Annotated in this window: 22 protein-coding genes; 11 read left to right on the top strand and 11 right to left on the bottom strand. The window is 71.9% G+C overall.

The window, feature by feature from the left end:
- Window positions 1–64 precede the first annotated feature (64 nt).
- The 4 genes from DEJ13_RS10580 to DEJ13_RS10565 form a co-directional block, all read right to left on the bottom strand.
- A complete protein-coding gene (locus DEJ13_RS10580; RefSeq protein ID WP_056125946.1) occupies window positions 65–1,105 on the bottom strand; it encodes a hemolysin family protein in 1,041 nt (346 codons plus the stop codon).
- Entirely contained in the window at window positions 1,102–2,451 is a 1,350-nt protein-coding gene (locus DEJ13_RS10575; protein WP_056126139.1) for a hemolysin family protein, read from the bottom strand. The genes DEJ13_RS10580 and DEJ13_RS10575 overlap by 4 nt, the downstream gene beginning before the upstream one ends.
- 166 nt (window positions 2,452–2,617) lie before the next feature.
- Window positions 2,618–3,706, bottom strand: coding sequence for an NADH:flavin oxidoreductase/NADH oxidase (locus DEJ13_RS10570; protein ID WP_111107174.1), 1,089 nt, complete (start codon window positions 3,704–3,706; stop codon window positions 2,618–2,620).
- Window positions 3,703–4,344, bottom strand: a complete 642-nt coding sequence (locus DEJ13_RS10565; RefSeq protein WP_146245254.1) for an HAD family hydrolase — start codon at window positions 4,342–4,344, stop codon at window positions 3,703–3,705. Before DEJ13_RS10565 ends, DEJ13_RS10570 begins: the two co-directional genes overlap by 4 nt.
- 24 nt (window positions 4,345–4,368) lie before the next feature.
- Between DEJ13_RS10565 and DEJ13_RS10560 the strand changes: the two genes are divergently transcribed.
- From DEJ13_RS10560 to DEJ13_RS10535, 6 genes are all read left to right on the top strand, one after another.
- The gene (locus DEJ13_RS10560; RefSeq protein ID WP_111107176.1) at window positions 4,369–5,214 is read left to right on the top strand and encodes an ADP-dependent NAD(P)H-hydrate dehydratase; all 846 of its coding nucleotides are present in this window, start codon (window positions 4,369–4,371) and stop codon (window positions 5,212–5,214) included.
- Window positions 5,215–5,438: 224 nt separating this feature from the next.
- Window positions 5,439–6,329 (top strand): glycoside hydrolase family 16 protein, encoded by an 891-nt coding sequence (locus tag DEJ13_RS10555; protein ID WP_111107177.1) that lies wholly within the window; start codon window positions 5,439–5,441, stop codon window positions 6,327–6,329.
- Window positions 6,330–6,417: 88 nt separating this feature from the next.
- A complete protein-coding gene (locus DEJ13_RS10550) occupies window positions 6,418–7,692 on the top strand; it encodes a glycosyltransferase 87 family protein (RefSeq protein ID WP_111107178.1) in 1,275 nt (424 codons plus the stop codon).
- Complete coding sequence (locus tag DEJ13_RS10545) at window positions 7,689–8,003, top strand: thiamine-binding protein (RefSeq protein WP_056125934.1); 315 nt, start codon at window positions 7,689–7,691, stop codon at window positions 8,001–8,003. The genes DEJ13_RS10550 and DEJ13_RS10545 overlap by 4 nt, the downstream gene beginning before the upstream one ends.
- Before the next feature lie 105 nt (window positions 8,004–8,108).
- Window positions 8,109–8,342 carry a hypothetical protein gene (locus DEJ13_RS10540; protein ID WP_056125933.1) on the top strand — a complete coding sequence of 78 codons (234 nt, stop codon included), beginning with the start codon at window positions 8,109–8,111 and terminating at the stop codon, window positions 8,340–8,342.
- A 130-nt stretch (window positions 8,343–8,472) separates the two neighbouring features.
- A complete protein-coding gene (locus DEJ13_RS10535; protein ID WP_111107179.1) occupies window positions 8,473–9,738 on the top strand; it encodes an MFS transporter in 1,266 nt (421 codons plus the stop codon).
- A gap of 120 nt (window positions 9,739–9,858) precedes the next feature.
- On the opposite strand, the gene DEJ13_RS10530 is transcribed toward DEJ13_RS10535, so the two are convergent.
- The 6 genes from DEJ13_RS10530 to DEJ13_RS10505 all read right to left on the bottom strand — a co-directional run bounded on the left by DEJ13_RS10530 (window position 9,859) and on the right by DEJ13_RS10505 (window position 17,542).
- On the bottom strand, window positions 9,859–10,530 hold the full coding sequence (locus DEJ13_RS10530) for a response regulator transcription factor (RefSeq protein ID WP_056125929.1): 672 nt from the start codon (window positions 10,528–10,530) through the stop codon (window positions 9,859–9,861).
- 99 nt (window positions 10,531–10,629) lie between these two features.
- Window positions 10,630–11,952 carry a hypothetical protein gene (locus DEJ13_RS10525; protein ID WP_111107180.1) on the bottom strand — a complete coding sequence of 441 codons (1,323 nt, stop codon included), beginning with the start codon at window positions 11,950–11,952 and terminating at the stop codon, window positions 10,630–10,632.
- Entirely contained in the window at window positions 11,949–13,106 is a 1,158-nt protein-coding gene (locus DEJ13_RS10520; protein WP_111107181.1) for a sensor histidine kinase, read from the bottom strand. Before DEJ13_RS10520 ends, DEJ13_RS10525 begins: the two co-directional genes overlap by 4 nt.
- Before the next feature lie 333 nt (window positions 13,107–13,439).
- Complete coding sequence (gene metX, locus DEJ13_RS10515; RefSeq protein ID WP_056125924.1) at window positions 13,440–14,639, bottom strand: homoserine O-acetyltransferase MetX; 1,200 nt, start codon at window positions 14,637–14,639, stop codon at window positions 13,440–13,442.
- Between the two features lie 187 nt (window positions 14,640–14,826).
- A complete protein-coding gene (locus tag DEJ13_RS10510; protein ID WP_056126137.1) occupies window positions 14,827–16,158 on the bottom strand; it encodes a bifunctional o-acetylhomoserine/o-acetylserine sulfhydrylase in 1,332 nt (443 codons plus the stop codon).
- A gap of 292 nt (window positions 16,159–16,450) precedes the next feature.
- Window positions 16,451–17,542 carry an acyltransferase family protein gene (locus DEJ13_RS10505; protein WP_111107182.1) on the bottom strand — a complete coding sequence of 364 codons (1,092 nt, stop codon included), beginning with the start codon at window positions 17,540–17,542 and terminating at the stop codon, window positions 16,451–16,453.
- Between the two features lie 109 nt (window positions 17,543–17,651).
- Between DEJ13_RS10505 and DEJ13_RS10500 the strand changes: the two genes are divergently transcribed.
- The 5 genes from DEJ13_RS10500 (at window position 17,652) to DEJ13_RS10480 (ending at window position 21,100) form a co-directional block, all read left to right on the top strand.
- The gene (locus tag DEJ13_RS10500; protein ID WP_111107183.1) at window positions 17,652–18,425 is read left to right on the top strand and encodes an SDR family oxidoreductase; all 774 of its coding nucleotides are present in this window, start codon (window positions 17,652–17,654) and stop codon (window positions 18,423–18,425) included.
- A gap of 148 nt (window positions 18,426–18,573) precedes the next feature.
- Window positions 18,574–19,053 carry a phosphoribosyltransferase gene (locus tag DEJ13_RS10495; RefSeq protein ID WP_056126134.1) on the top strand — a complete coding sequence of 160 codons (480 nt, stop codon included), beginning with the start codon at window positions 18,574–18,576 and terminating at the stop codon, window positions 19,051–19,053.
- Window positions 19,050–19,763 (top strand): Type 1 glutamine amidotransferase-like domain-containing protein, encoded by a 714-nt coding sequence (locus DEJ13_RS10490; RefSeq protein ID WP_056125919.1) that lies wholly within the window; start codon window positions 19,050–19,052, stop codon window positions 19,761–19,763. Before DEJ13_RS10495 ends, DEJ13_RS10490 begins: the two co-directional genes overlap by 4 nt.
- Window positions 19,764–19,769: 6 nt before the next feature.
- On the top strand, window positions 19,770–20,456 hold the full coding sequence (locus DEJ13_RS10485) for a uracil-DNA glycosylase (protein WP_111107184.1): 687 nt from the start codon (window positions 19,770–19,772) through the stop codon (window positions 20,454–20,456).
- A 26-nt stretch (window positions 20,457–20,482) separates the two neighbouring features.
- Window positions 20,483–21,100, top strand: coding sequence for a GNAT family N-acetyltransferase (locus DEJ13_RS10480; RefSeq protein ID WP_056125915.1), 618 nt, complete (start codon window positions 20,483–20,485; stop codon window positions 21,098–21,100).
- Between the two features lie 90 nt (window positions 21,101–21,190).
- On the opposite strand, the gene DEJ13_RS10475 is transcribed toward DEJ13_RS10480, so the two are convergent.
- Window positions 21,191–21,904, bottom strand: a complete 714-nt coding sequence (locus DEJ13_RS10475; protein ID WP_181437056.1) for a FadR/GntR family transcriptional regulator — start codon at window positions 21,902–21,904, stop codon at window positions 21,191–21,193.
- Window positions 21,905–21,940: the final 36 nt, after the last annotated feature.

Below are 21,940 nucleotides of genomic sequence, written 5' to 3'. Positions count from 1 at the left end.
CACAGACGGACAGGAGGCTCCCCACCAGCTGGTGGGGAGCCTCCCGTCCGTCTGTCTGGTGCGTCTACCGGCGTCGGGTCGCGTCCTCGACGGTGCCGACCAGTTCCTCGAGGATGTCCTCGAGGAACAGCACGCCCGTCGTGCGCCCGTCCGCGTCGAACGCCCGGGCCACGTGGCGGCCGGCCGCGCGCATGGTGGCGAGCGCGTCCTCGAGGTCCATCCCGGTGTACAGCGAGATGAGCTGACGGATGCGCTTGGGCGGCACCGGGTCGTCGTACTCGTCCGGGCGCAGGTCGATGACGTCCTTGACGTGCACGTAGCCGGTGGGGTCGCCCTGGTCGCCGACGAGCACGTACCGCGAGAAGCCGCGCTGGGCGACGGCCCGCTCGACGTCACCGGGCGTGGCGACGTCGGGCAGCGTGACCAGCTCGGACATCGGCACCGCGACGTCGGCGACCTTCTTCTCGGTGAACTCGAACGCCATCTTGAGCGTGCCGCCGTCGTCGGAGAGCGTGCCCTCGCGCCGGGACTGCTCGACGATCGTCTGTACCTCTTCGACCGTGAAGGCGCTGACGGCCTCGTCCTTCGGCTCGACCTTGAACAGGCGGAGCACCCCGTTCGCGACCTCGTTCAGCCCGACGACGACCCAGTGCAGGCCGTGGCCGATGTACCAGAGCGTCGGGACCAGCAGCAGGGCGGCCCGGTCCGGCATCGAGAACGAGATGTTCTTCGGCACCATCTCGCCGAAGACCACGTGCAGGAACGACACGAGCAGCAGCGTGACGACGAACGCGACGATGCCGATGACCTCGACGCTCCACCCGGTCAGGTGCAGCGGGCCCTCGAGCAGGTGGTGGATCGCCGGCTCGGAGACGTTGAGGATCAGCAGCGAGCACACGGTGATGCCGAGCTGCGTGGTCGCGAGCATGCGGGTGGCGTGCTCCATCGCCCACAGGGTCATCTGCGCGGCGCGGGAGCCCTGTTCGGCGCGTGGCTCGATCTGCGAGCGACGCGCGGAGATGACCGCGAACTCGGCCGCGACGAAGAAGGCGTTGCCCGCCAGCAGCACGAACAGCCAGAAGATCCCCCACCAATCCGAACTCATCGGGCGGCCTCCTTCTTCTTGGTGTGGTGCTTCGTGTCCGGGATGGCGATGCCGTCCGCGGGGGTGTCGGTCGGGGTCGGGGTCCAGCGGATGCGGTCGACGCGGCGGCCGTCCAGGCGTTCGACGCGGAAGACGCCGTCCTCGAGCGGGACCTCGTCACCGACGACCGGCAGCCGGCCGAGGGTCGACATGATGAACCCGCCGACGGTCTCGTAGGGTCCGTCCTCGGGAACGGTCACCCCGGCGCGGTCCTCGAGCTCGTCGGGACGGAGCAGCCCGGGGAACGTCAGCCAGTTGCGGGAGCGGACCACGTCGATGCGAGCGCGGTCGTGCTCGTCGGAGACCTCGCCGACGATCTCCTCGATCAGGTCCTCGAGCGTCACGACACCGGCGGTGCCGCCGTACTCGTCGACCACGATGACCATCTGGTAACCGCGGCCGCGGACCTCGGTGAGCAGGGTGTCGCCGGGCATGGTCTCGGGGACACGCTCGGCGTCGGTCATCAGCGCACCGACGGGCACCTCGGGCCGCTTCTCGCGGGGGACGGCGACGGCCTGCTTGACGTGCACGATGCCGACGACGTCGTCCGCGTCCTCCTCGATGACGGGGAAGCGGCTGAAGCCGGTGCGTCGGGCCAGGGCGATGACGTCCTCGGCCGACTCGGACACGCGGATCGTCGACAGCCGCGGCCGCGGGGTCATCACGTCGCTCGCGTCGAGCTCGGAGAAGGACAGCGTGCGCTGCAGGAGCGTCGCGGTGTCCTGTTCGAGCGAGCCCTCGGACGCCGAGCGTCGGAGCAGCGAGGTGAGCTCCTCGGCGCTGCGTGCACCGCTCAGTTCTTCTTGCGGTTCGATGCCGATGCTGCGCAGCACGCCGTTGGCGGTGCCGTTGAGCACCGCGACCGCGGGCTTGAAGACCGTCGTGAACGCGATCTGCAGCGGCACGACGAGCCGGGCGGTCTGCAGGGGCAGCGCGAGCGCGAAGTTCTTCGGCACCAGCTCGCCGAGGATCATCGACAGCAGGGTCGCGATGACCAGCGCCACGATCGAGCCGACCGTCTCGACGACGGCCTCGGGGAGGTCGAGCGCCAGGAACGGTGCCTCGAGCAGCGTCGCGATCGACGGTTCGAGCAGGTAGCCGGTCAGCAGCGTCGTGAGCGTGATGCCGAGCTGGGCGCTCGACAGGTGCGTCGAGGTGACCTTGAGCGCGCTGATGACCGGCGCGAGACCGGCCTCACCACGGTCGCGGCGTGCCTCGACGTCGGCGCGGTCGAGGTTGACGAGCGAGAACTCGGACGCGACGAACACGCCGGTGCCGAGGGTCAGGAGGATGCCACCGACGAGCATGACGATGTCGATGGGGCTCACCGGGTCCACCACCCGTCGGGGTGCAGGCGCAGTGAGTCAGAGCAGCTCACCGAGTGAGCGGCGGATGAGTGAGGCGAAGAAGGATTCGGAGGATCGTCCACAGTGCTCACGATCGTACCGCAGGGCTTCCCCGGAACTCCGGGAATCAGCCCTGCTTCGTGACGGATGCTCGATGGTACTGCTGGGGCTCGTAGTCGATCGCGACGTTGAGCTCGCGGGCGGCACGGAGGGGGAACCCCGGGTCACGCAGGAACTCGCGGCCGACCATCACGACGTCGGCCTGCCCGGTCGCCACGATCTGCTCCGCCTGGAAGGCCTCCGAGATCATGCCGACGGCGATCGTGCCGATGCCCGCCTCGCGCTTGACCGCCGCGGCGAACGGGACCTGGTAGCCGGGGCCGACCGGGATCGGCGCGCTCGCCACGTTGCCGCCCGTCGAGACGTCGGCGAGGTCGGCGCCGTGCTCGCCGGCCCAGCGCGCGACCTGGACGACCTCGTCGAGCGTCAGCCCGCCCTCGGTCCAGTCGGTGGCCGAGAAGCGGACGACCACGGGGAAGCCCTCGCCGACCTCGGCACGGACGGCGTCGACCACGTCGAGCAGGGCCTGTGCGCGGTGTTCGAGGGACCCGCCGAAGTCGTCGGTGCGGTGGTTGCTCAGCGGTGAGAGGAACTGGTGCAGCAGGTACCCGTGCGCCGCGTGGATCTCGACCAGGTCGAAGCCGGCCTCGATCGCGCGGCGTGCCGCTGCCGCGAAGCCGAGGGCGACGAGGCGGATGTCCTCGGTCGTGAGCTCGCGGGGTTCGGCGTACCCGTCGAATGCGACGGCGGACGGGGCGACGGTGGTCCAGCCGCCGTCCTCGACCGGGACCGAGCCCTGCGTCGACGACCAGGGGCGGTACGTCGACGCCTTGCGCCCGGCGTGTGCGAGCTGGACTCCGGCCGCGGCGCCCTGGGAGTGGATGAAGTCGACGATCGGCCGGAACGCGTCGCGCTGCTCGTCGTTCCACAGGCCGAGGTCCTGCGGGCTGATCCGGCCCTCGGGCACGACGCCGGTCGCCTCGACGACGACGGCTCCGGCGCCGCCCTTGGCGAACCCACCCAGGTGCACCAGGTGCCACGGCGTCGGGACGCCGTCCTGCCGCTCGGCAGAGTACTGGCACATCGGGCTGACCCAGATGCGGTTGCGGACGGTCAGGTCACGGACGGTGATCGGGTCGAACAGGGCGTGCGTCACGCGGTGGCTCCTTCGTGGGGTGCGGCCGCCGCCAGCTCCTCCAGGGCGGTCCGGAGCAGGTCGGGCGACGTGTGGTGGAGGCCGACCGCCCCGATCGCTTCCGCGCCGGCGGCGTTCTCGGCCCTGTTGTCCACGAACACCATCTGCGACGGCGTGATTCCCAGCCGGTCGCACGTGACGCGGTAGATGGACGGGTCGGGCTTCAGGACGTGCTCCTCGGCGCTGACGACGACGGTCTCGAACAGCGAGCCCATCGGCGACCGCCGGTACGGGTCGCCGAAGTCGAAGCCGGCGTTCGACAGCAGCGCGAGCCGGGTGCCGGCGTCGTGCAGCTCCTCGACCAGGTCGAGGACGTCGGGGTCCACCTCGAACCAGCCGGTGTAGTCGAGCGCCCAGAGCCGGTGGACCTCGCTGACGCTCCAGCTGCGGCCGGTCCGGGCCCCGATCGCGCGCCAGTACTCCAGCACCGACAGGTCGCCGCGGTCCAGGTCGTGGCGCAGCTCCTGGTAGACGGGGAAGAGCTCGTCCGCGCTGAGCCCGGTCGCCCGCACCAGGGCCTCGCGGGCGGCGACCGGCGTGCGGCTGATCACCTCGCCGTAGTCGAAGACGACGACACGACCGGGCAGGGACAGGCTCATGCGCTCCACCGTAACGTGGGGTCGATGAACGACTTCGTGCCCTTCTCCGTGTCCGATGCCGCCGCCTGGGCGACCGCGCCCGTCGGCGAGTCGACGAAGTACCGTCGGGGAGTCCTCGGGGTGGCGACGGGGTCGGACCGCTACCCGGGCGCTGCGGTCATGGGGGTGGACGCCGCAGTCCACACCGGCGTCGGCATGGTCCGGTACGTCGGACCCGACCGCGCGACGGACTTCGTCCTCGCCCGTCGACCCGAGGTGGTGTCCGGGGTCGGTCGGGTCCAGGCCTGGCTGGTCGGGTCGGGCATCTCGGCGCAGTCGCTCGACGAGCTGGCGGACAGCACCGCCGACGCCTTCCGGCACGCCTCGGACGACGGCGTGCCCGTGGTCGTCGACGCGGGTGCGATCCCGCTCGTCGACCTTGGTCCGCTCGCGGTCCTGACACCGCACGCGGGGGAGCTCGCCGGCGTGCTCGGCGTCGACCGCGAGCGCGTCGAGGACGACCCCGAGGGCTCGGCGCTCCGGGCAGCGGAGCAGACGGGCAGCGTCGTGCTGCTCAAGGGCGAGCGGACCCACGTCGTGACCCCCGACGGTGCGGTGCGGCTCGTCGCGTCCTCCGCGACCCCGTGGCTGGCCGCGGCCGGGGCCGGGGACGTGCTCGGTGGGGTGCTCGGAGCGCTGGTCGCCACGCGGGCCGGCCGGGGACAGCCGACGCCGGCCGACCTCGCGCACCTCGCCGCCGCGGCTGCGGTCGTGCACGGGACGGCGGCTCGTCGTGCGTCGGGCGGGGGGCCCTTCACGATGACGGCACTGATCGAGACGCTGCCCGGGGTCGTCCGTGACCTGGTGACGTCGGGTGACGCCCCCGCCTGACGCCCGACCGGACGGTCTCGCCTGAGGTCGGGGCATGCACCGACAGCGCACCCGCCTGACACCCGTCGCGGGAACACGCATCGCACGCGGGAGCCCGCATCGATCCCGCCACCGGGGTGCGGGGACCTCGTGGGAGTCCGCGTGGACGGTTAGACAGGTTCCGAGGGACGACGCCGGCTCGAATCAGGGACCCGGTTGCGCTCTCGGGAAGCGAACCAGTCACCATGCAGGATGCACACGACATCGTCGTCGACGACGACGACGACGACCGCCCCACCGCACCGACGCGACGGGCGCCCCGACGACCCCTGCGGACCTCGCGCTTCCTGCTCGTGACGGCCGCGGTCGTCGCCGCCGGCGTGACCCTGGGATCGGTCACCACCGCCGACGCCCGCCCCACGGTCGACGGGCTGCCGTCGCCCTCCCCGTCCGTGTCGCACCCCACGTCGAGCCGGACGCTGGCCGCACCCACCACGGCGCCGTCGTTCTCCGAGGACTTCGACACCCCGGCAGCCGCGGGCGGCCCCTTCGCCGCGACCTACGCGGACGCCTGGCAGCCGTACCCGGACGGCATGAGCGGCAAGTACTGGTCAGGTGACGTGATCAGCGCGCACGACGGTGTGATGGACGTCGCGATGGACGGCACCCGCGGCGCGGCCGGCACCTTCGGCACCCGCGAGGGCGCCTGGTCGCACGTCGGCGGGACCTTCAGCGTCCGTGCCCGGGCCAGCGGTGGCGACGGCAACGGTGCCGCCTTCATGCTGTGGCCGACGTCGAACGTGTGGTCGGAGGGCGAACTCGACTTCCCGGAAGGCACGTTCCAGGGCACCGTCGGCGCGTTCAGCCACGCGATGGTCCCCGGCCTGGAACGACGCGCCAACGGTCTGCACACCACGGCGACCTGGCGGAAGTGGCACACGTACACGACCGTGTGGGTCCCCGGGAAGTCGGTCGAGTACTACGTCGACGGTGCGCTCGTCTTCGCGGACACGCAGTACGTCCCGACGACGGCCCACCGGTACATGTTCCAGATCGGCGACCACGGAGCACCGGGCAACCTCGAGATCGACTGGGTCCGCGTCTGGTCGGCGTCCGAGGGCGGATCGCAGCCCTGATCGTGACGGCCTGCGGGACAGGAGGCTCGGTGCCGGCTGGCACCGCGCCTCCAGTCCGTCCGGTGCGCCGGGCCGGTACGCTCGTCCGGTGCAGCAGTCCAGGTGGTTCGCACCCGTCGGTGCCACGGTCGCCTTCCTGGCTGTCCACGCCGTGCTCTGGTGGCTCGCCACCACGATGCCCAACCAGCCGATCGGCGACGTCGAGATCACCTACCGACGGTGGATCGCGACCGGGTTGACCGACCACGTCTGGGTCGGCACCGACACCGCCTGGGTCTACCCGATCCTCGCGCTCCTGCCGATGGCCGCGGCGGCGATCGGCGGCGTCGAGCACATCGCCACCGGGTGGCTCGCGCTGATGGTCGTGCTCGACGCGGTGGCCTGCCTGTTCCTCTGGCGGTTCCGCGCGCTCGGCGTGCGTGTCGTCTGGTGGTGGCTGGTGTTCCTGCTCGCGCTCGGCCCGATCGGGCTGGGGCGGATCGACACCGTGGCGACGGCCGTCGCGATGGTCGGTGTGTGCTTCGTCGCGACCCGGCCCGCCGTGGCCTCCGCCGTGTTCACCGTCGCCGCCTGGGTCAAGGTGTGGCCGGCGGCGCTCGTCGGCGTGCTGCTGGTGCTGCGGCGCGGCCACCGTCGCGGCGTGGTCGTCGGGGCCTTGACCGTCACCGCGATCGTCGTCCTGGTCGACGTGCTGTTCGGCGGGGCGACGTTCCTGCTGTCGTTCGTCGGCCAGCAGTCCGGTCGTGCGCTCCAGATCGAGTCGCCGCTCGCGACGCCGTTCATGTGGGCGGCCGCCGCGCACGTGCCCGGTGCGGCGGTCTACTACGACACCGGCATCCTGACGTTCGAGGTCTCGGGGACCGGCACGCACCTGGCCGCGGCGCTCTCGACGCCGCTGATGGCCGTCGTGGTGCTCGGCGGGGTGGGGCTGGCGGCTTGGGCGGTCGGACGCGGCGCCCGTCGCGCGGACGTGGCTCCGGTGCTCGCGCTGGTGCTCGTCGCGGCGCTCGTCGCGACGAACAAGGTCGGGTCGCCGCAGTACGTCGGGTGGTTCGCGGTGCCGATCGTGTGGGGGCTGGTCGCGGGGCGGGGGAGCGCTCGTCGCTTCCTGCCGGTGGCGGTCGCTGCGCTGCCGATGGCGCTGCTGACCCAGGTGGTCTACCCCGGTTACTACGACCAGGTGCTCACCGTGCAGCCCTGGATCCTCGTGGTGCTGACGATCCGCAACGCCCTCGAGGTCGGTGTGCTGGTCTGGGCCATCGTCACGGTGGTACGGCTGGGGCTCGCCGGGCAACGGACGGGTGGCACGGACAACGCCGTCGGTGCGCGCGCCGGGGTGCCGCGGGGCAGGATGGGCGCATGATCGTCGCCTTCTCCGTCGCTCCGTCCGGTGGTCCCTCCGCGCAGTCGGACGGGTCCGTGCACGACGCCGTCGCCGCTGCCGTCCGTGTCGTCCGCGAGTCCGGGCTGCCCAACCGCACGTCGTCGATGTTCACCGAGGTCGAGGGCGACTGGGACGCGGTGATGGACGTCGTGAAGCGCGCGACCGAGGCCGTCGGCGCGTACGGCACGCGGGTGTCGCTGGTGCTGAAGGCCGACATCCGACCGGGCCACACTGGGGAGCTCGACGGCAAGGTGGCGCGGCTGGAGCAGGCGCTCGGGGACGGTTCCTGAGTCCTCGGCGACACGCCGCCCGCGTCGCTCGGGATGTCGGTGGTCAGGTGTCTCATGACCGCAGGTAGTCACACGCGGTGACGCTGACAGGACGAGGAGTCAGGCATGCTGCACGACGGAATGCACGACGGCTGGTGCGACGACTGCGAGACGCAGACGGTCGTCGTCGATCGCGACACCGCGTCCGGCAACGCCTGGGCGACCTGCACCGAGTGCGGCGTCGGCTGGATCCACCGCGACGAGTCCCCGGAGCAGCGGGTCGTCGGGCACCGGGTCGATGGACAGCGGGTCGACGGCCAGCGGGTCGCCGAGCAGCCGGCGGAGCGTCGCGCGGCCTGACGCCCCGGCACTCGAATCGATTCGGAGCAGGTCTTCCTCCGATGCGTTGGAGCGGTCTACACTGAGCCGGTACCGGACCTGACGGGTGCGGTGCGGATCAGCCGACCACCATCGTTCGAAGACCAGGCTCATGTCCCAGCTCTCGCCGGCGCGTCGCGCGCTCGCCATCACCGCACTCGCCCTGGGTGGCTTCGCCATCGGGTCGACCGAGTTCGTCGCGATGGGGCTCCTGCCGAACATCGCGCAGGCACTGCTGCCGGCGCAGTACGGTGCCGACCCGGATGCCGGGATCGCGCACGCCGGATGGCTCGTCAGCGCCTACGCGCTCGGCGTCGTCGTCGGTGCGCCGACCATCGCCGCGATGAGCGCGCGGTTCCCGCGCAAGGGCCTGTTGCTCGTGCTGCTCGTCGGCTTCGTCGTCGCCACGGTCGCCAGCGCGCTGCTGCCCTCGTTCGGCCTGGTGCTCGTCGCCCGCTTCGTCGCCGGACTGCCGCACGGGGCCTACTTCGGCATCGCGTCCATCGTCGCGGGGGACATCATGGGCCCGGGCAAGCGCGGCAAGGGCATCGCGATGGTGCTGCTCGGACTCTCCGTCGCCAACGTCGTGGGCGTCCCCGCGATCACCTGGGTCGGTCAGAACGCCGGGTGGCGCGTGGCCTACGGCGTGGTCGCGGTGCTGTTCGTCGCCACCTTCCTGGCAGTCGCAGTGTTCGTCCCGCGGTCCGCCCGCGACCAGAGCGCATCGATCGGTCGTGAGCTCCGCGCCTTCCGCGTGCCGCAGGTCTGGCTCGTGATGGGTCTGGGCGCCGTCGGGTTCGGCGGGTTCTTCGCCGTCTACTCGTACATCTCGCCGCTCGTCACGAACGTCACCGGGCTGCCCGAGGCCGTCGTTCCGCTCGTGCTCGTGGTGGTCGGGCTCGGCATGGTCGTCGGCGGTGTGCTCGGCGGGCACCTCGCCGACCGCAGTGTCAAGCGCACGATCTACATCGGCATGCTGTCGCTGATCGTGTCGCTGCTCTTCATGGTCCTCACCGCGCAGTGGACCGTCGGCGTGTTCGTCGGGGCCTTCCTGCTCGGAGCCACCTCGTCCGCCATCCCGCCGGCGGTGCAGTCGCGCCTGATGGACATGGCGGGGGATGCGCGGACCATCGCGGCGGCGCTCAACCACTCGGCGTTCAACATCGGCAACTCCCTCGGCGCGGCCCTCGGTGGTGCGGTCATCGCCGCAGGGTTCGGCTTCGTGGCCCCGGGGTGGCTCGGCATCGTGCTCGCGCTGCTCGGTGTCGGGATGACCGCGATCAGCTACGGCGTCGAACGTCGGTCCACCGAGCGTGCACGGTCCTCCGGTCGGCACCCGTCCACGGGCCCGATCACGGCGCCCGTCCCCACCGTCTGACGCGATCGACGGTGCGGTCGGGCACGCGCACGCCAGCCACCACGGAACGGACACAGCACCACGGGATCCCGTGGTGCTGTGTCCGTTCCGTGGTGCTGTGTGCTCCCCGGGGCGTGCGGGCTACAGGCCGTGCGGGCTGCCGTCCTCGAAGATGATGCCGTCGGTGATGGCGCGCTTGCGCAAGGCCACCTTCGTGCCGACGTCGAATCCGGCGACGCGGTACTTCTCGCGGATGCGCTTGAGGTAGCTCTTCGCGGTCTCCTCGGAGATCCCGAGCTGGTACGCCACGCTCTTGACGGGCTCGCCGCCGCCGTACAGCGCCATGACGCGGCGCTCCTGCGCGCTGAGCTTCGGCACGCCGCCCACGTCACCGCTGTTGATCGCCAGGTCGAGCTCGGCGGAGACGTACTGCTCGCCGCGCTGGGCAGAGCGGATCGCCTCGACGATCATGTCGGCGTCCTCGCTCTTGACCAGGTACCCGAGCGCGCCGGAGCCCAGGGCCTCGCGGACGACGTTCGGTTCCGAGTACGTGCTCATGACGACGGTCTTCACACCGGCGGTCTTGAGCGTCGAGATCTTCAACGAGACCGGGATCGAGTCCTTGAGGTCGAGGTCGAGGAGCACCACGTCGACCGGGAACGCGGGGCTGGTGAGCAGCTCCGGCCAGGTCGTCACGGCGGCGACGAGCGTGATGTCGTCCGCGGCGCCGCGGATCCACTCGGTGAGCGCGCCGAGGAGCATCTTGTGGTCGTCGACGAGCGCGAGTCGGATCGGTTGCTCTGGAGTCGCCATGCTGGCGTCCTTTCTCGTGGTCTGCGTGGCCGAGCCTAGGTGGCGCGCTCACGGTGACGGCGCAGGCTGTCCGGGTGTCCGACAAGCGCGCCGCTCGGGTCACATCGTGGGGTGCCGGTTCACGACGCAGTGCGCGTGGATGTGCACCGCGCCGTCCCGCATCGTGTCGGTGTACGGGCCGATCCGGGCGAGCCCGCTCCAGGCGGCCGGCCCGAGCCGCCTACGGGGGACGCCGCGGGACTCGATGACGATCGGGACGTCCATCGTGTCGTCGGTGACCGGGTGCCCGTCGCTGCCGACCGGGCCGAGGGTGACCGACACCACGGGGACGCCGGGCTGCAGGCCGCGTCCGTCGCCGACCATCTGCCACAGCGCCTGCAGCAGCCCGTCGCGCTGGGCGGGCGAGAGGTGTCCGGCGAGGGACCCGGGGTCCGCGACGCTGACGGCCCGACCGAGGTGGTCGGACTCGGTGATCGCGTGGTAGAGCCAGGTCTCGCGGCGTCCCTCGATGAGGTGCAGGCGGAGTTCGGTGGCCAGCGACGCCGCGACCGAGGAGGAGGCGTCGGACAACGGCAGCGGGTCGGTGCCGTTGGCGACGGCGTCGAGCAGCTTCTCGGCGGCGAGGTCGAGTCGGGCGAGCTCGTCCGACGCCAGCATGCCGACGGCGAACTGCGGTGCGGTGATGTTCGACTGCACCAGCACGCGGTCGAGTTCGCGTTGGACGAGCTGGCGGAAGCGATGGGTGACGAAGATCGCCACGGACGGGGGGACGACGACCAGGGCGAGCATCGAGAAGAGCCCGGGGATCGTGTCCGCCGTGATCGGCGTCGAGGCGATCGACATCGCGACGAACGCGAGTCCGAGCACGGTGATCGCGGCAGCGACCTCGCGGGCGGGGCGCAGGGTCGCGACGGGCAGCAGTGCGAAGCCGGCGGCGATCGAGGCGCTGGCCGTGTGCGCGAGGTCGTGTTCGGGCCACACCCCGATGAAGTCGAGCGTGACGACGCAGGCGAGCACGACGCAGATGAGCGCGAAGGCGACGCCGGTGAGTCGTTCGCCGTACGTCATGACGCTGAGCCCGACCCCGACCGCCGCGACGACGAACAGGATCCACGCGGCGGCGGGCAGCCAGGGCATGGTGTAGTCGTCCCAGCTCGACAGGAACAGGGCGATGCCGGCGACGGCCTCGACCGCGGTGAGCACCGCGGCACCGAGGCCGAGGTGCCCCGCACCGAGCGACGCGCCGGGCTTCGCGGCCTGCCGCAGCGACCGTGCCCCGGTGGAGGTGGAGGGGAGGCCGCGCGCCTGCCGACGTTCCGTGCCCCGGTAGCGCTCCCGGGCCTCCCGTCGGGTCCGCGGAGCGGGCTGCGGTGGTTCGCCGGGCAGGCCCCGGTTGATGGTGTCCTCGGGGACGCGGCTCATCGTGGTGCCTCCAGGACGACCGTGGTGCCGGAGCCCGGCGCGGAGAAGAGGCGCGCGTCGCCGCCGACCTCGCGCAGGCGGTTGACGACGCTCTCCTTGAACCCGAGCCGTTCCTCGTCGATCGCGCCGATCTCGAACCCGACACCGGAGTCCGTGACCATCGCCCGGACCATGTCGTTGTCGTGGACGATCGTGACGTGCGCCTCGGCGACGCCGGCGTGTCGACGGACGTTCTCCAGGCACTCCGCGAGGGCCAGCAGGAACGCGTCGAGGACGTGCGTCGGCAGCAGCACCTGCCCGGTGCCGTGCCAGCTCACCTCGAGCCCCATCCGCCCGAAGCGCTGCTTGACCGACTCGAGCGTCTGGCCGAGGGGGGACTCCTCGGTGCGGGTGAGGGAGTAGTCGCCGGACTGCTGCGGCTGCGGGGTCGCACCGAGGCGCAGGTGGCGGAGCAGCCGGGCGTCCTCGGCGGCCTGCTCGCGCATGGCCTGTTCGGACACCCCGACCCCGGAGTGCGCGAGCAGGGTCAGCGTGGCCAGGACGGTGTCGTGCAGCAGACGCGCGCCCTGGCGGCGCTGTGCCTCGGTCTCGCTGGCCTGGCGCTCGGCGCGGTGCGCGGTGCCGATGCTGTAGATGCGGCGGGCCACCCGGGGGATGCTGCGCGAGATCCAGTAGGCGACGACCGCGGTGAGGACCCAGCCGAGCGCGGTGCCGCCGACCGGGCCGCTGAGGACCGTGCCGGTCGCGTTGGCCATGACCGCCAGCGACGCGACGCCGCCGAGGGCGGCCAGGCCGAACCCGGCCAGGTGGCCGCGCTGGGCCATCAGGAGCGACGACAGCCCGCCGGCGGCGAGCGGGACGAGCCCGCTGGCGACGACGGAGCGGACGTCCGGCGCAGCGGCCGAGGTGAGGATGACCATGGCGGCGAGGCCGGAAACGAGCGTCAGCGCGGTGCACCACACGGCGCCGTTCACCCCGAACACGACCAGTGCGCCGATCATCACGGCGATGCAGGTGATCCCCGCGACGAGCGGGCCGACCGGGACGGCGAAGGAGCAGAGGACGCTCACCAGGCTGACGAGCGTGCAGATGATGCCGACGACACGGGTCGTCGACCGGAGGAGCCGGTCACGTTCCTGTGCGATGAGTTCCATCGGTGTCCTGGTGCGTCAGTGTCTCGTCGGTGGGAAGCGTGTCGTCGTCGCCACGCGGTGCTGCGAGGTGCTGCTGGTGCCGGCTCCGTCCGGGGCTGCTCGCGAGCGGTTGGGAAACGCGAGCCTCGGTCGGGACCGGGTACCGGCCATCATTCCACGGGGGACACCCGTTGGGGGGCGTTCGGCGCGCCCACACGTTGGGTTTGGCAACCAAGTTGTGATCGCAGGCGTGATGAGAACACCGGCTGCGCGATCTGGATGTATGGGGAGCGCACCCCGACGTCCAGCGGAGCAGCCCACGCAGGTGCACCGCGTCGCAGCGCGCTCCGACGCTCAGTCGAGCAGCCGGCGCAGGTGCGCCCCGACGGCGTCGTGCTCGATGAGGAACCCGTCGTGCCCGAACTCGCTCTCGATCACCGCTGCCCGGTCCCCGTCGATCGCCCCGGGCACGCCCGCCGCGATGCGGTGCTGGTCCTCGACCGGGAACAACCGGTCACTCGAGATCCCCACGACGAGCGTCGTCGCGGAGATCCGTGCGAGCGCCGCAGCGACCCCACCCCGACCGGCCCCGACGTCGTGCGAGTCCATCGCGTGCGTCAGAGCGACGTACGTGGACGCGTCGAAGCGCCGCGTGAACTTGTTGCCGTGGAAGTCGAGGTAGCTCTCCACCGAGAAGCGCCCGTCCTCGCCGAGCGGGGAGACGTCCGACTGCCACGAGCGGTCGAACCGCCCGTTGAGCTCGTCGGAAGCGCGGTAGGTCATCATCGCCATCCGCCGCGCCAGCGAGAGCCCGCGTGACGGACCGTCTCCGGCTTCGGCCTCGTAGTAGTCGCCGCCCGCGAAGCCCGGATCCATCTGGATCGCCGCGCGCTGCAGCGAGTTCGCCGCGATCTGGTCGGCGGTCGTCTGCGCGGTGGTGCTCAGGACGGCGAGCCGGGCCACGCGGTCGGGCAGCGACGCGGCGAACTCGAGTGCGTGCATGCCGCCCATCGAGCCGCCGACGACGGCCGCGAACCGGTCGATGCCGAGCGCGTCGGCCAGCTGCGCCTGGGCGGCGACCTGGTCGCGCACGGTCACGAACGGGAAGCGCGATCCCCACTCGACGCCGTCCGGCGACACCGACGACGGCCCCGTCGAGCCCTGGCACCCGCCGAGCATGTTCGGCGCGACGACGAACCAGCGATCGGTGTCGATCGCCTTGCCCGCGCCGACCACGTCGTCCCACCACCCGGCGGTGCGGTGCCCGGGGCCGGCGTCGCCAGCCACGTGCGAGTCACCGGTGAGGGCGTGGAACACGAGCACGGCGTTGTCGTGGGCGTCGTTCAGGGTGCCCCAGGTCTCGTACGCGATCCGCACGCCCGGCAGCCGGCCGCCGCGGACCCACTGTTCGCCGAGTGCGACGAAGTGGCGTGCGCCGGGGTGGTCTCCCGGACGCCAGGCCCCGGTGACCGGGGGCTTGCCGAGGGTGCCGAGTGCGGCGCCCGGCACCAGGGTGGACGGCACGGAGTCCTCGGGAGTCGTCTGCCAGTCCATGGTGCGTCCATTCTCGTGGACACCGGCCCGGCCGGGCACCGTGTTACGTCGCGGTCCGACGGGAGGCCCGGCTCGGCTCCGCCCCGCACCGTGTGTCAGCGGACTGAACGACCCGGAACGACGATGCCGCTGTCGTACGACAGCGGCATCGTCGTTCCGGGTCTGCAGGCGCTCGGGTCGGCGGGCGCTACGCGCGCAGACCCGCCTGCGACACGGCCCGCGCCGCGGCCAGCCCGACCTCGAGGTCCGCCTTGAGGTCCTCGACGTTCTCGATCCCGACCGACAGTCGCACCAGCCCCGGGGTCACGCCGGTCGTCAGCTGCTGCTCGGGCGTGAGCTGCGAGTGCGTGGTCGACGCCGGGTGGATCACGAGGGACCGCACGTCGCCGATGTTCGCCAGGTGCGAGAACAGCGTCAGGTTGTCCACGAGCGCCCGACCGGCGTCGACGCCGCCCTTGAGCTCGAACGACAGCACCGCGCCGACGCCCTTCGGCGCGTACCGCGAGGCCGCGCCGTACCAGGGCGAGGTCGGCAGCCCCGCGTACGCCACCGTCGCGACGTCGGGGTGCCGGTCGAGCCACTCGGCGATCTCCTGCGCGTTCTGCACGTGCCGCTCGATCCGGAGCGACAGGGTCTCGATGCCCTGCAGCAGCGCGAAGGCCGTGTCGGGGGAGTTCGACGCACCGAGGTCGCGGAGCAGCTGCACCCGCGCCTTGATGATGTACGCCAGCGCGTTGCCGACGGCCTCGGCGAAGACCACCCCGTGGTACGAGGGGTCCGGGGAGTTGAACTCGGGGAACTTCTCCGGGTGCTCGGACCACGGGAAGGTGCCACCGTCGACGATGACGCCACCGATGACCGTGCCGTGTCCGCCGAGGAACTTCGTCGCCGAGTGCACCACGATGTCGGCGCCGTGCTCGAACGGCCGGATCAGGTACGGCGTCGCGATGGTGTTGTCCACGATCAGCGGCACGCCGGCCTCGTGGGCGATGCCCGCGACCGTCGTGATGTCGAGGACGTTGATCTTCGGGTTGCCGATGGTCTCGGCGAAGAACAGCTTCGTGTTCGGACGGACCGCGCGGCGCCACTCCTCGGGGTCGTCCTGGTCCTCGACGAAGGTGGTCTCGATGCCGAGGCGCGCCAGCGTGTACTTGAACAGGTTGTAGGTGCCGCCGTAGATCGACGACGAGGACACGATGTGGTCGCCCGCCTGAGCGATGTTCAGCACGGCGTAGGTCTCGGCAGCCTGTCCGCTCGCCACGAGCAGCGCGCCGGACCCGCCCTCGAGCGCCGCGATGCGCTGTTCGAGGACGTCGTTCGTCGGGTTCATGATGCGCGAGTAGATGTTGCCCGGCGTGGCCAGCGCGAACAGGTCACGCGCGTGGTCCGAGTCCCGGAAGACGTACGAGGTCGTCTTGTAGATCGGCGTCGCGCGGGCACCCGTGGTCGGGTCCGGCTGTGCACCGGCGTGGATCTGCGTCGTCTCGAAGCGCCACTGGGCGGCGTCGTTGTCGGTCATGTCGGGCTCCTGTTCCGTCTGCTGGCGTCCCGGCCGGGAGGCTCGGATCACGTGCGCGTCGCGGCTCACGGTACGGACGTGGTCGGGCCTGCACCAGCGCCCCCGACTCGTGACGTAACGCACGTGGCGGGGGCGGGCCGGGCCTCCCGTCCGGCGAGCCGATGCGTGGCGGACCCGCACCGTGCGAGGTTGCCCGGTGGTGCGCCCCTGGCCGGGTGGTGCGTGGTTGGTGCCCTGCACGGGGCGGTGAACCTCGCACGCGGGGTCAACTGCGCACCGTGCGAGGTGCGGGCTACGCGGCGCCGCGGCGGAACAGCCAACCGACGTTCGGCTCGAGCAACCACTTCATGCCGCGCCGGACGAACGGCTGCGCCAGGAACAGGCTCACGGCGCAGGCGATGGCCACCATCAGCAGCACGAATGGCCACGCCGAGTGCGGGCCCGCCAGCACGCCGGACTCGCGGATCGGGTAGAGCACGAAGGTGTGGAGCAGGTAGACGTACATCGTCGCCGCACCGAACTTCGTCAGCCATACGTTCCGCCGGGGGACCAGCACCAGGAACGACGCCGTCAGCAGCGTCGCCAGGAGCATCAGCCCGAACCGGACGGCGCCGGCCCACCACGCGTCCTCGCCGAGGCCCGAGTACGAGTCGTCGTAGAAGAACCAGTGGTGCAGGTCGAACTCCTTGAACTGCGGGATCCACAGCACGCAGGACACGGCCCACGCCAGGAACACCACGCCGGCGGCGACCCGCACCCGGACGACCGTGCGACGGGAGGCCTCGTACCAGCGGTCGAACACACCCCATTGCTTGACCTGCCACCCGAGCAGGAAGAACGGCAGCAGGCTGATCGCCCGCGAGAGCGACAGCGTGGAGTCGACGTTGTCGAAGTACCCGACACCGATGCTGAACACGACCGCCCAGAACAGCGGCCACCGCAGCTGCGCGAGGTACGGCAGGATCAGCCGGAAGATCCCGAGCGCGAGCAGGAACCACAGCGTCCACGTCGGCTGCGTCGGGTTGAACTTCTTGCCACCCTCGACGATCCCCTGCACCACGGTCCAGATCGTCTGCATGATGATGTACGGCACGACGATGTCGGTGATCGTCCGCCGCATGCGCTTCGCCGTCGGGGTGTCCGCGGACGAGAAGTACCCGCTGATCACGCCGAACGCGGGCATGTGGAACGCGTAGATGAAGGTGTACAGCGCCAGGGCGTGCTCGCTCGCCGTCGTCTGGCGTTGGATCGCGTGGCCGATGACGACGAGCGTGACCGCCAGGAACCGCGCGGTGTCCCACATCGGGATCCGTCGGGGAGCCCGGCCCGGCTCGAGCACGGCGTCCGGAGCCGAGGGTGCCGGGGGCGCAGCTTCCGTCGTCATCGGCGGTCACGTTACCGGATCGTGACATGTCCCGTTCGGTACGGTGGTGCGGACATCCCCGTTGCGACCATCACCGACGTCGCCGGGGCCGCAGCGCAGGAGGAACCACATGGCACGTCGCGTCGTCGTCACGGGAGCGAGCTCCGGCATCGGGGCGGCCACCGTCCGCTCGTTCCGCGCCCGGGGATGGGACGTGCTGGCCGTCGCCCGCCGTGCCGACCGGCTGGCGGCGCTCGCCGAGGAGACGGGGGCCGAGACCCTGGTGGTCGACGTCACCTCGGCGGACGACGTCGCGGCGCTCGCCGCCCACGTCGCGGCGACCGGAGGAGTGCACGCGCTGGTGAACAACGCGGGCGGTGCCCTCGGATCGGCCACGGTCGAGGAGTCCGACGTCGAGGACTGGCGCACGATGTTCGAGGTGAACGTCATCGGCACCAAGCGGGTTATCGCGGCACTGCTGCCCCACCTGCGGAACGGCGCCGTCGCGTCGGGGAGTGCCGACATCGTCACCGTCACGAGCACCGCCGGCTTCGTCTCCTACGAGAACGGCGGCGGCTACAACGCGGCGAAGGCCGCCGAGCACGCGCTGGTCGGAGCGCTCCGCCTGGAGCTCGCGGGGGAGCCGATCCGGGTCGTCGAGATCGCCCCGGGCCTGGTGAAGACGGACGAGTTCGCCCTGGTGCGCTTCGGCGGCGACGCGGCCAAGGCGGCCGCGGTCTACGACGGGGTCGAGGACCCGCTCAGCGCCGAGGACGTCGCCGAGGCCATCGTGCACAGCGTGGAACTGCCGCCGCACGTCAACCTCGACCTGGTCACGATCCGCCCGGTGGCCCAGGCGGCGCAGCACAAGCTGACCCGCGGCCCCTTGACCCCGAAGGCGTAGACGCCCCGGACCTCGGTACGGCACCGTCGCCGAGGGCCACGCGCCCGGGCGGCAACTGCAGGTCGCGGCACAGCATCCCTGCCGGTACCGTGGTCGGATGCCGATCAGCAGCGAACCCGCCGAGTCCCCGTCGCCAGCTGTCGTGACCATGACGAGCGGGCCCGAGGTGCTCGGCTGGCTCGAGTTCGGTGACGCGGCACGGCTGCTCGCGAAGGACGTCCTGTCCGCCGGGTTCGAGCCCGAGGTCGTGGTCGCCGTCGCCCGCGGAGGCCTGATCATCGCCGGGGCCGTCGCCTACGCGCTGGGCACCAAGGAGTGTGGCTCGATCAACGTCGAGTTCTACACCGACGTCGAGCAGCGCCTCGAGGAACCCGTCGTGCTCGCCCCCGCGCTCGACGCCCCGAGCCTGGCGGGCAAGCGGGTCCTGGTCGTCGACGACGTGTCCGACTCCGGCCGGACCCTCGCGCTCGTCGTCGACATCATCACCGGGGCCGGTGCCGACGTGCGCAGCGCCTGCCTGTACTCCAAGCCCGGCACCGTGCTCGAGCCCGATCACGTCTGGCGTCGCGTCGACGGCTGGATCACGTTCCCCTGGAGCGCCCTCGCACCGGTGACGGCCGAGTCGTGAGCATCCACCTGGTCGGTGGCGGGTCATTCGCCGACTCCGACGCCGCAGCACCCTTCCTCGCCGAGGCCACCGCACGCGCAGCCGCCGTCGGCCGCAGTGCGCCGCGCGTCGGCCTGCTCTCGGTCAGCGGTGTGGACGGCGCGACGCCGTCCTCGACGCCGGACATCGCCTCGGTGCTCGCCGAGACGGCGGACGTCCTCGTCACCGAGGTCGCACCGGGCCAGCCCTTCACCACGTCGGTGCTCAGCGACGTCGACGCCCTGGTGATCGGCGGTGGCCGCACGCCGGACTACCTCGACGCGATCGCCCCGCTCGTCGACCAGATCCGTCTGCTCGTCTCCGACGGCCTGCCCTACCTCGGCTACTCCGCCGGCGCGATGATCGCCGCCGACCGTGCCCTGGTCGGCGGCTGGCGGGTCGGCGGCGTCGAGGTCTGCCCCGAGGACGCGTCGGAAGGCCTCGACGAGGTGGAGCTCCGCGAGGGGCTCGGGCTCGTCGACCTGACGATCGACGTGCACGCGGTGCAAGCCGGCACGCTCGCCCGACTCGTGGCGAGCGCCGAGGCCGAGTTCGTGACCGCGGGACTGGCGATCGACGAGGACACCGTGCTCGTCGTGGGCGAGGGTGCACTCGAGGTCCGGGGCTCCGGCAGCGTGTGGCGCGTGGTCGCCGGCGACGAGTCGGTCTCCGTCGCCACCATGGGCGCGTAGCACCCCGTGCAGCCGAAGCCGCTCGCCGACCTCGTCGACCCCGGGTGGGCCGAGGCGCTCGCCCCGGTCGAGGACGACGTCCACCGACTCGGGGAGTGGCTCCGCGAGGAGACCGCCGCCGGACGCCCGTACCTCCCCGCCGGCGCCGCCGTGCTCAGCGCGTTCACGTACCCCTTCGACCAGGTCAAGGTGCTCGTCATCGGCCAGGACCCGTACCCGACGCCCGGCCACCCGATCGGCCTGTCGTTCGCGGTCGACCCCGGGGTCCGGCCCGTCCCGCGCAGCCTCGCGAACATCTACCGCGAGCTCCACGACGACCTCGGGGTGACCCCGCCCGCACACGGCGACCTGCGGACCTGGTCGTCCCGCGGGGTGATGCTGCTGAACCGGGTGCTCACCGTCACGCCGGGTGACGCCGGCAGCCACCGCGGCAAGGGCTGGGAGCGGGTCACCGAGCAGGCCGTCCGGGCGCTCGTGGCACGTGAGCAGCCGCTCGTCGCCGTGCTCTGGGGAGCGCAGGCGAAGTCGGTGGAGCCGTTCCTCGGGGACACCCCGGTGGTCGCCTCGGCGCACCCGAGTCCGCTCAGCGCCTCCCGCGGGTTCTTCGGCAGCCGGCCGTTCTCGCGGGTCAACGAACTCCTCGTGGCGCAGGGCGCCGAGCCGGTCGACTGGTCGCTCCCGACCGACGCCTGACCAGCGCACACCGTAGGCTCGACACCGTGCTCGAGGAGGAATACCGCCAGCGTCGGATCTTGCCGCGCCACCTGCGGCCGCCCGCGCCGACGGAGACCGCCTTCACGTGGTCGATCCGCTCCGCCGAGGCCGCCGACCTGCCCGACATCCGCGAGGTCCACGCACACTACGTGCGGAACTCGTCGGTGACGTTCGACGGCGCGGTCCTGTCGTTCGCCGCGTGGAAGAAGCGCTTCGAGGAGATCCGTCGTCGCCAGCTGCCGTTCCTGGTCGCGGTCAACCCGGCCGGCCAGCTGCTCGGGTACGCCCTGGTCGACCCGTGGAACCCGCGTGACCGGTCGAACCACGTCGTCGAGAACTCGATCTACCTCGGACCGACGGCCGGCGGCAAGGGGCTCGGCCGCGCGCTGATGGAGGCGCTGCTCGACGCCTGCCGTGCCGCCGGCGTGCGCGAGGTCGTCGCGGTGATCGCCGACCGCTCCGCCGACGCCTCGATCCGGTTGCACGAGCGGCTCGGCTTCGAGGAGATCGGCCGGATGGGCAAGGTCGGCTACAAGTACGACCGCTGGCTGGGCACCGTGACGATGCGGCTGCGACTCAAGGGCGGTCGGACGCGGCGCGGTCGCGAGCGCGAGCGGCGCTGATCCGCGCGTGGCGAGTCGAAACGCGCGTGGTGGGTCCGGAACCCCGACCGGCAACGCGCGATTCGACCACCTCCGCGCGGTCCGACCCGGCTACCGCGCCGGATCCGCCGGCGCCTCGGCGATGAACTCGTCCCGCGTGACCGACAGCAGCGCGGTCGCCGCCGACCCGGCTGCCGCGGCGTCCCCGGCCGCCACCGCACGCCCGAAGGCCTCGTGTCGTGCTGCGGCGGCGTCGGTCCACCGGGTGATCGTGTCCCGCGACTCACCCGTGCGGGTGCGGAGCAGTGCCTCGACCGTGCCGGCGAAGTGCCCGAACACGGCGTTGCCCGAACCCACCAGCAGGGCGCGGTGGAAGCGCACGTCGGCCTCGAGGTACGCGCGCCCGTCGCGCCGAGCGGCCGCGTCGACCATCTCGAGCGCCGCGTCCAGCACGGCCTCGGTCACCGCGTCGCCGCGTGCGGCGGTCAGCCCGGCGGCGACGGGCTCGATGCCGAGTCGGAGTTCGAGCAGCTCCCGCTGCTGGGCGAAGTAGGTCGCGGGTCCGCCGCGCCACCGGATGACGGCGGGGGAGAGGAGCTCCCACGCGGTCGTGGGCAGCACCTGGGTCCCGACGCGCTGTCGCGGCTCGACGAGCCCGAGGGACTGCAGGACCCGCAGGGCCTCGCGCACGACGGACCGGGACACGCCGAACTCCGCCGCGACGTCCTCGGGACGCAGGACCGTGCCGGGCGGGACGTCGCCGGACACGATGCGTTCGCCGAGCGTGTCGAGCACGTGCGCGTGCAGGCCCCGGGGCGTGGTCATCGTTCCTCCGTGCAGCATCGATCGATCGTCGCCGTG

This window comes from Curtobacterium sp. MCLR17_007 (assembly GCF_003234655.2).
Classification (GTDB): domain Bacteria; phylum Actinomycetota; class Actinomycetes; order Actinomycetales; family Microbacteriaceae; genus Curtobacterium.
The sequence above is the reverse complement of the archived record's forward strand: the minus strand, read 5'-3'. Positions and strand labels throughout refer to the sequence as shown.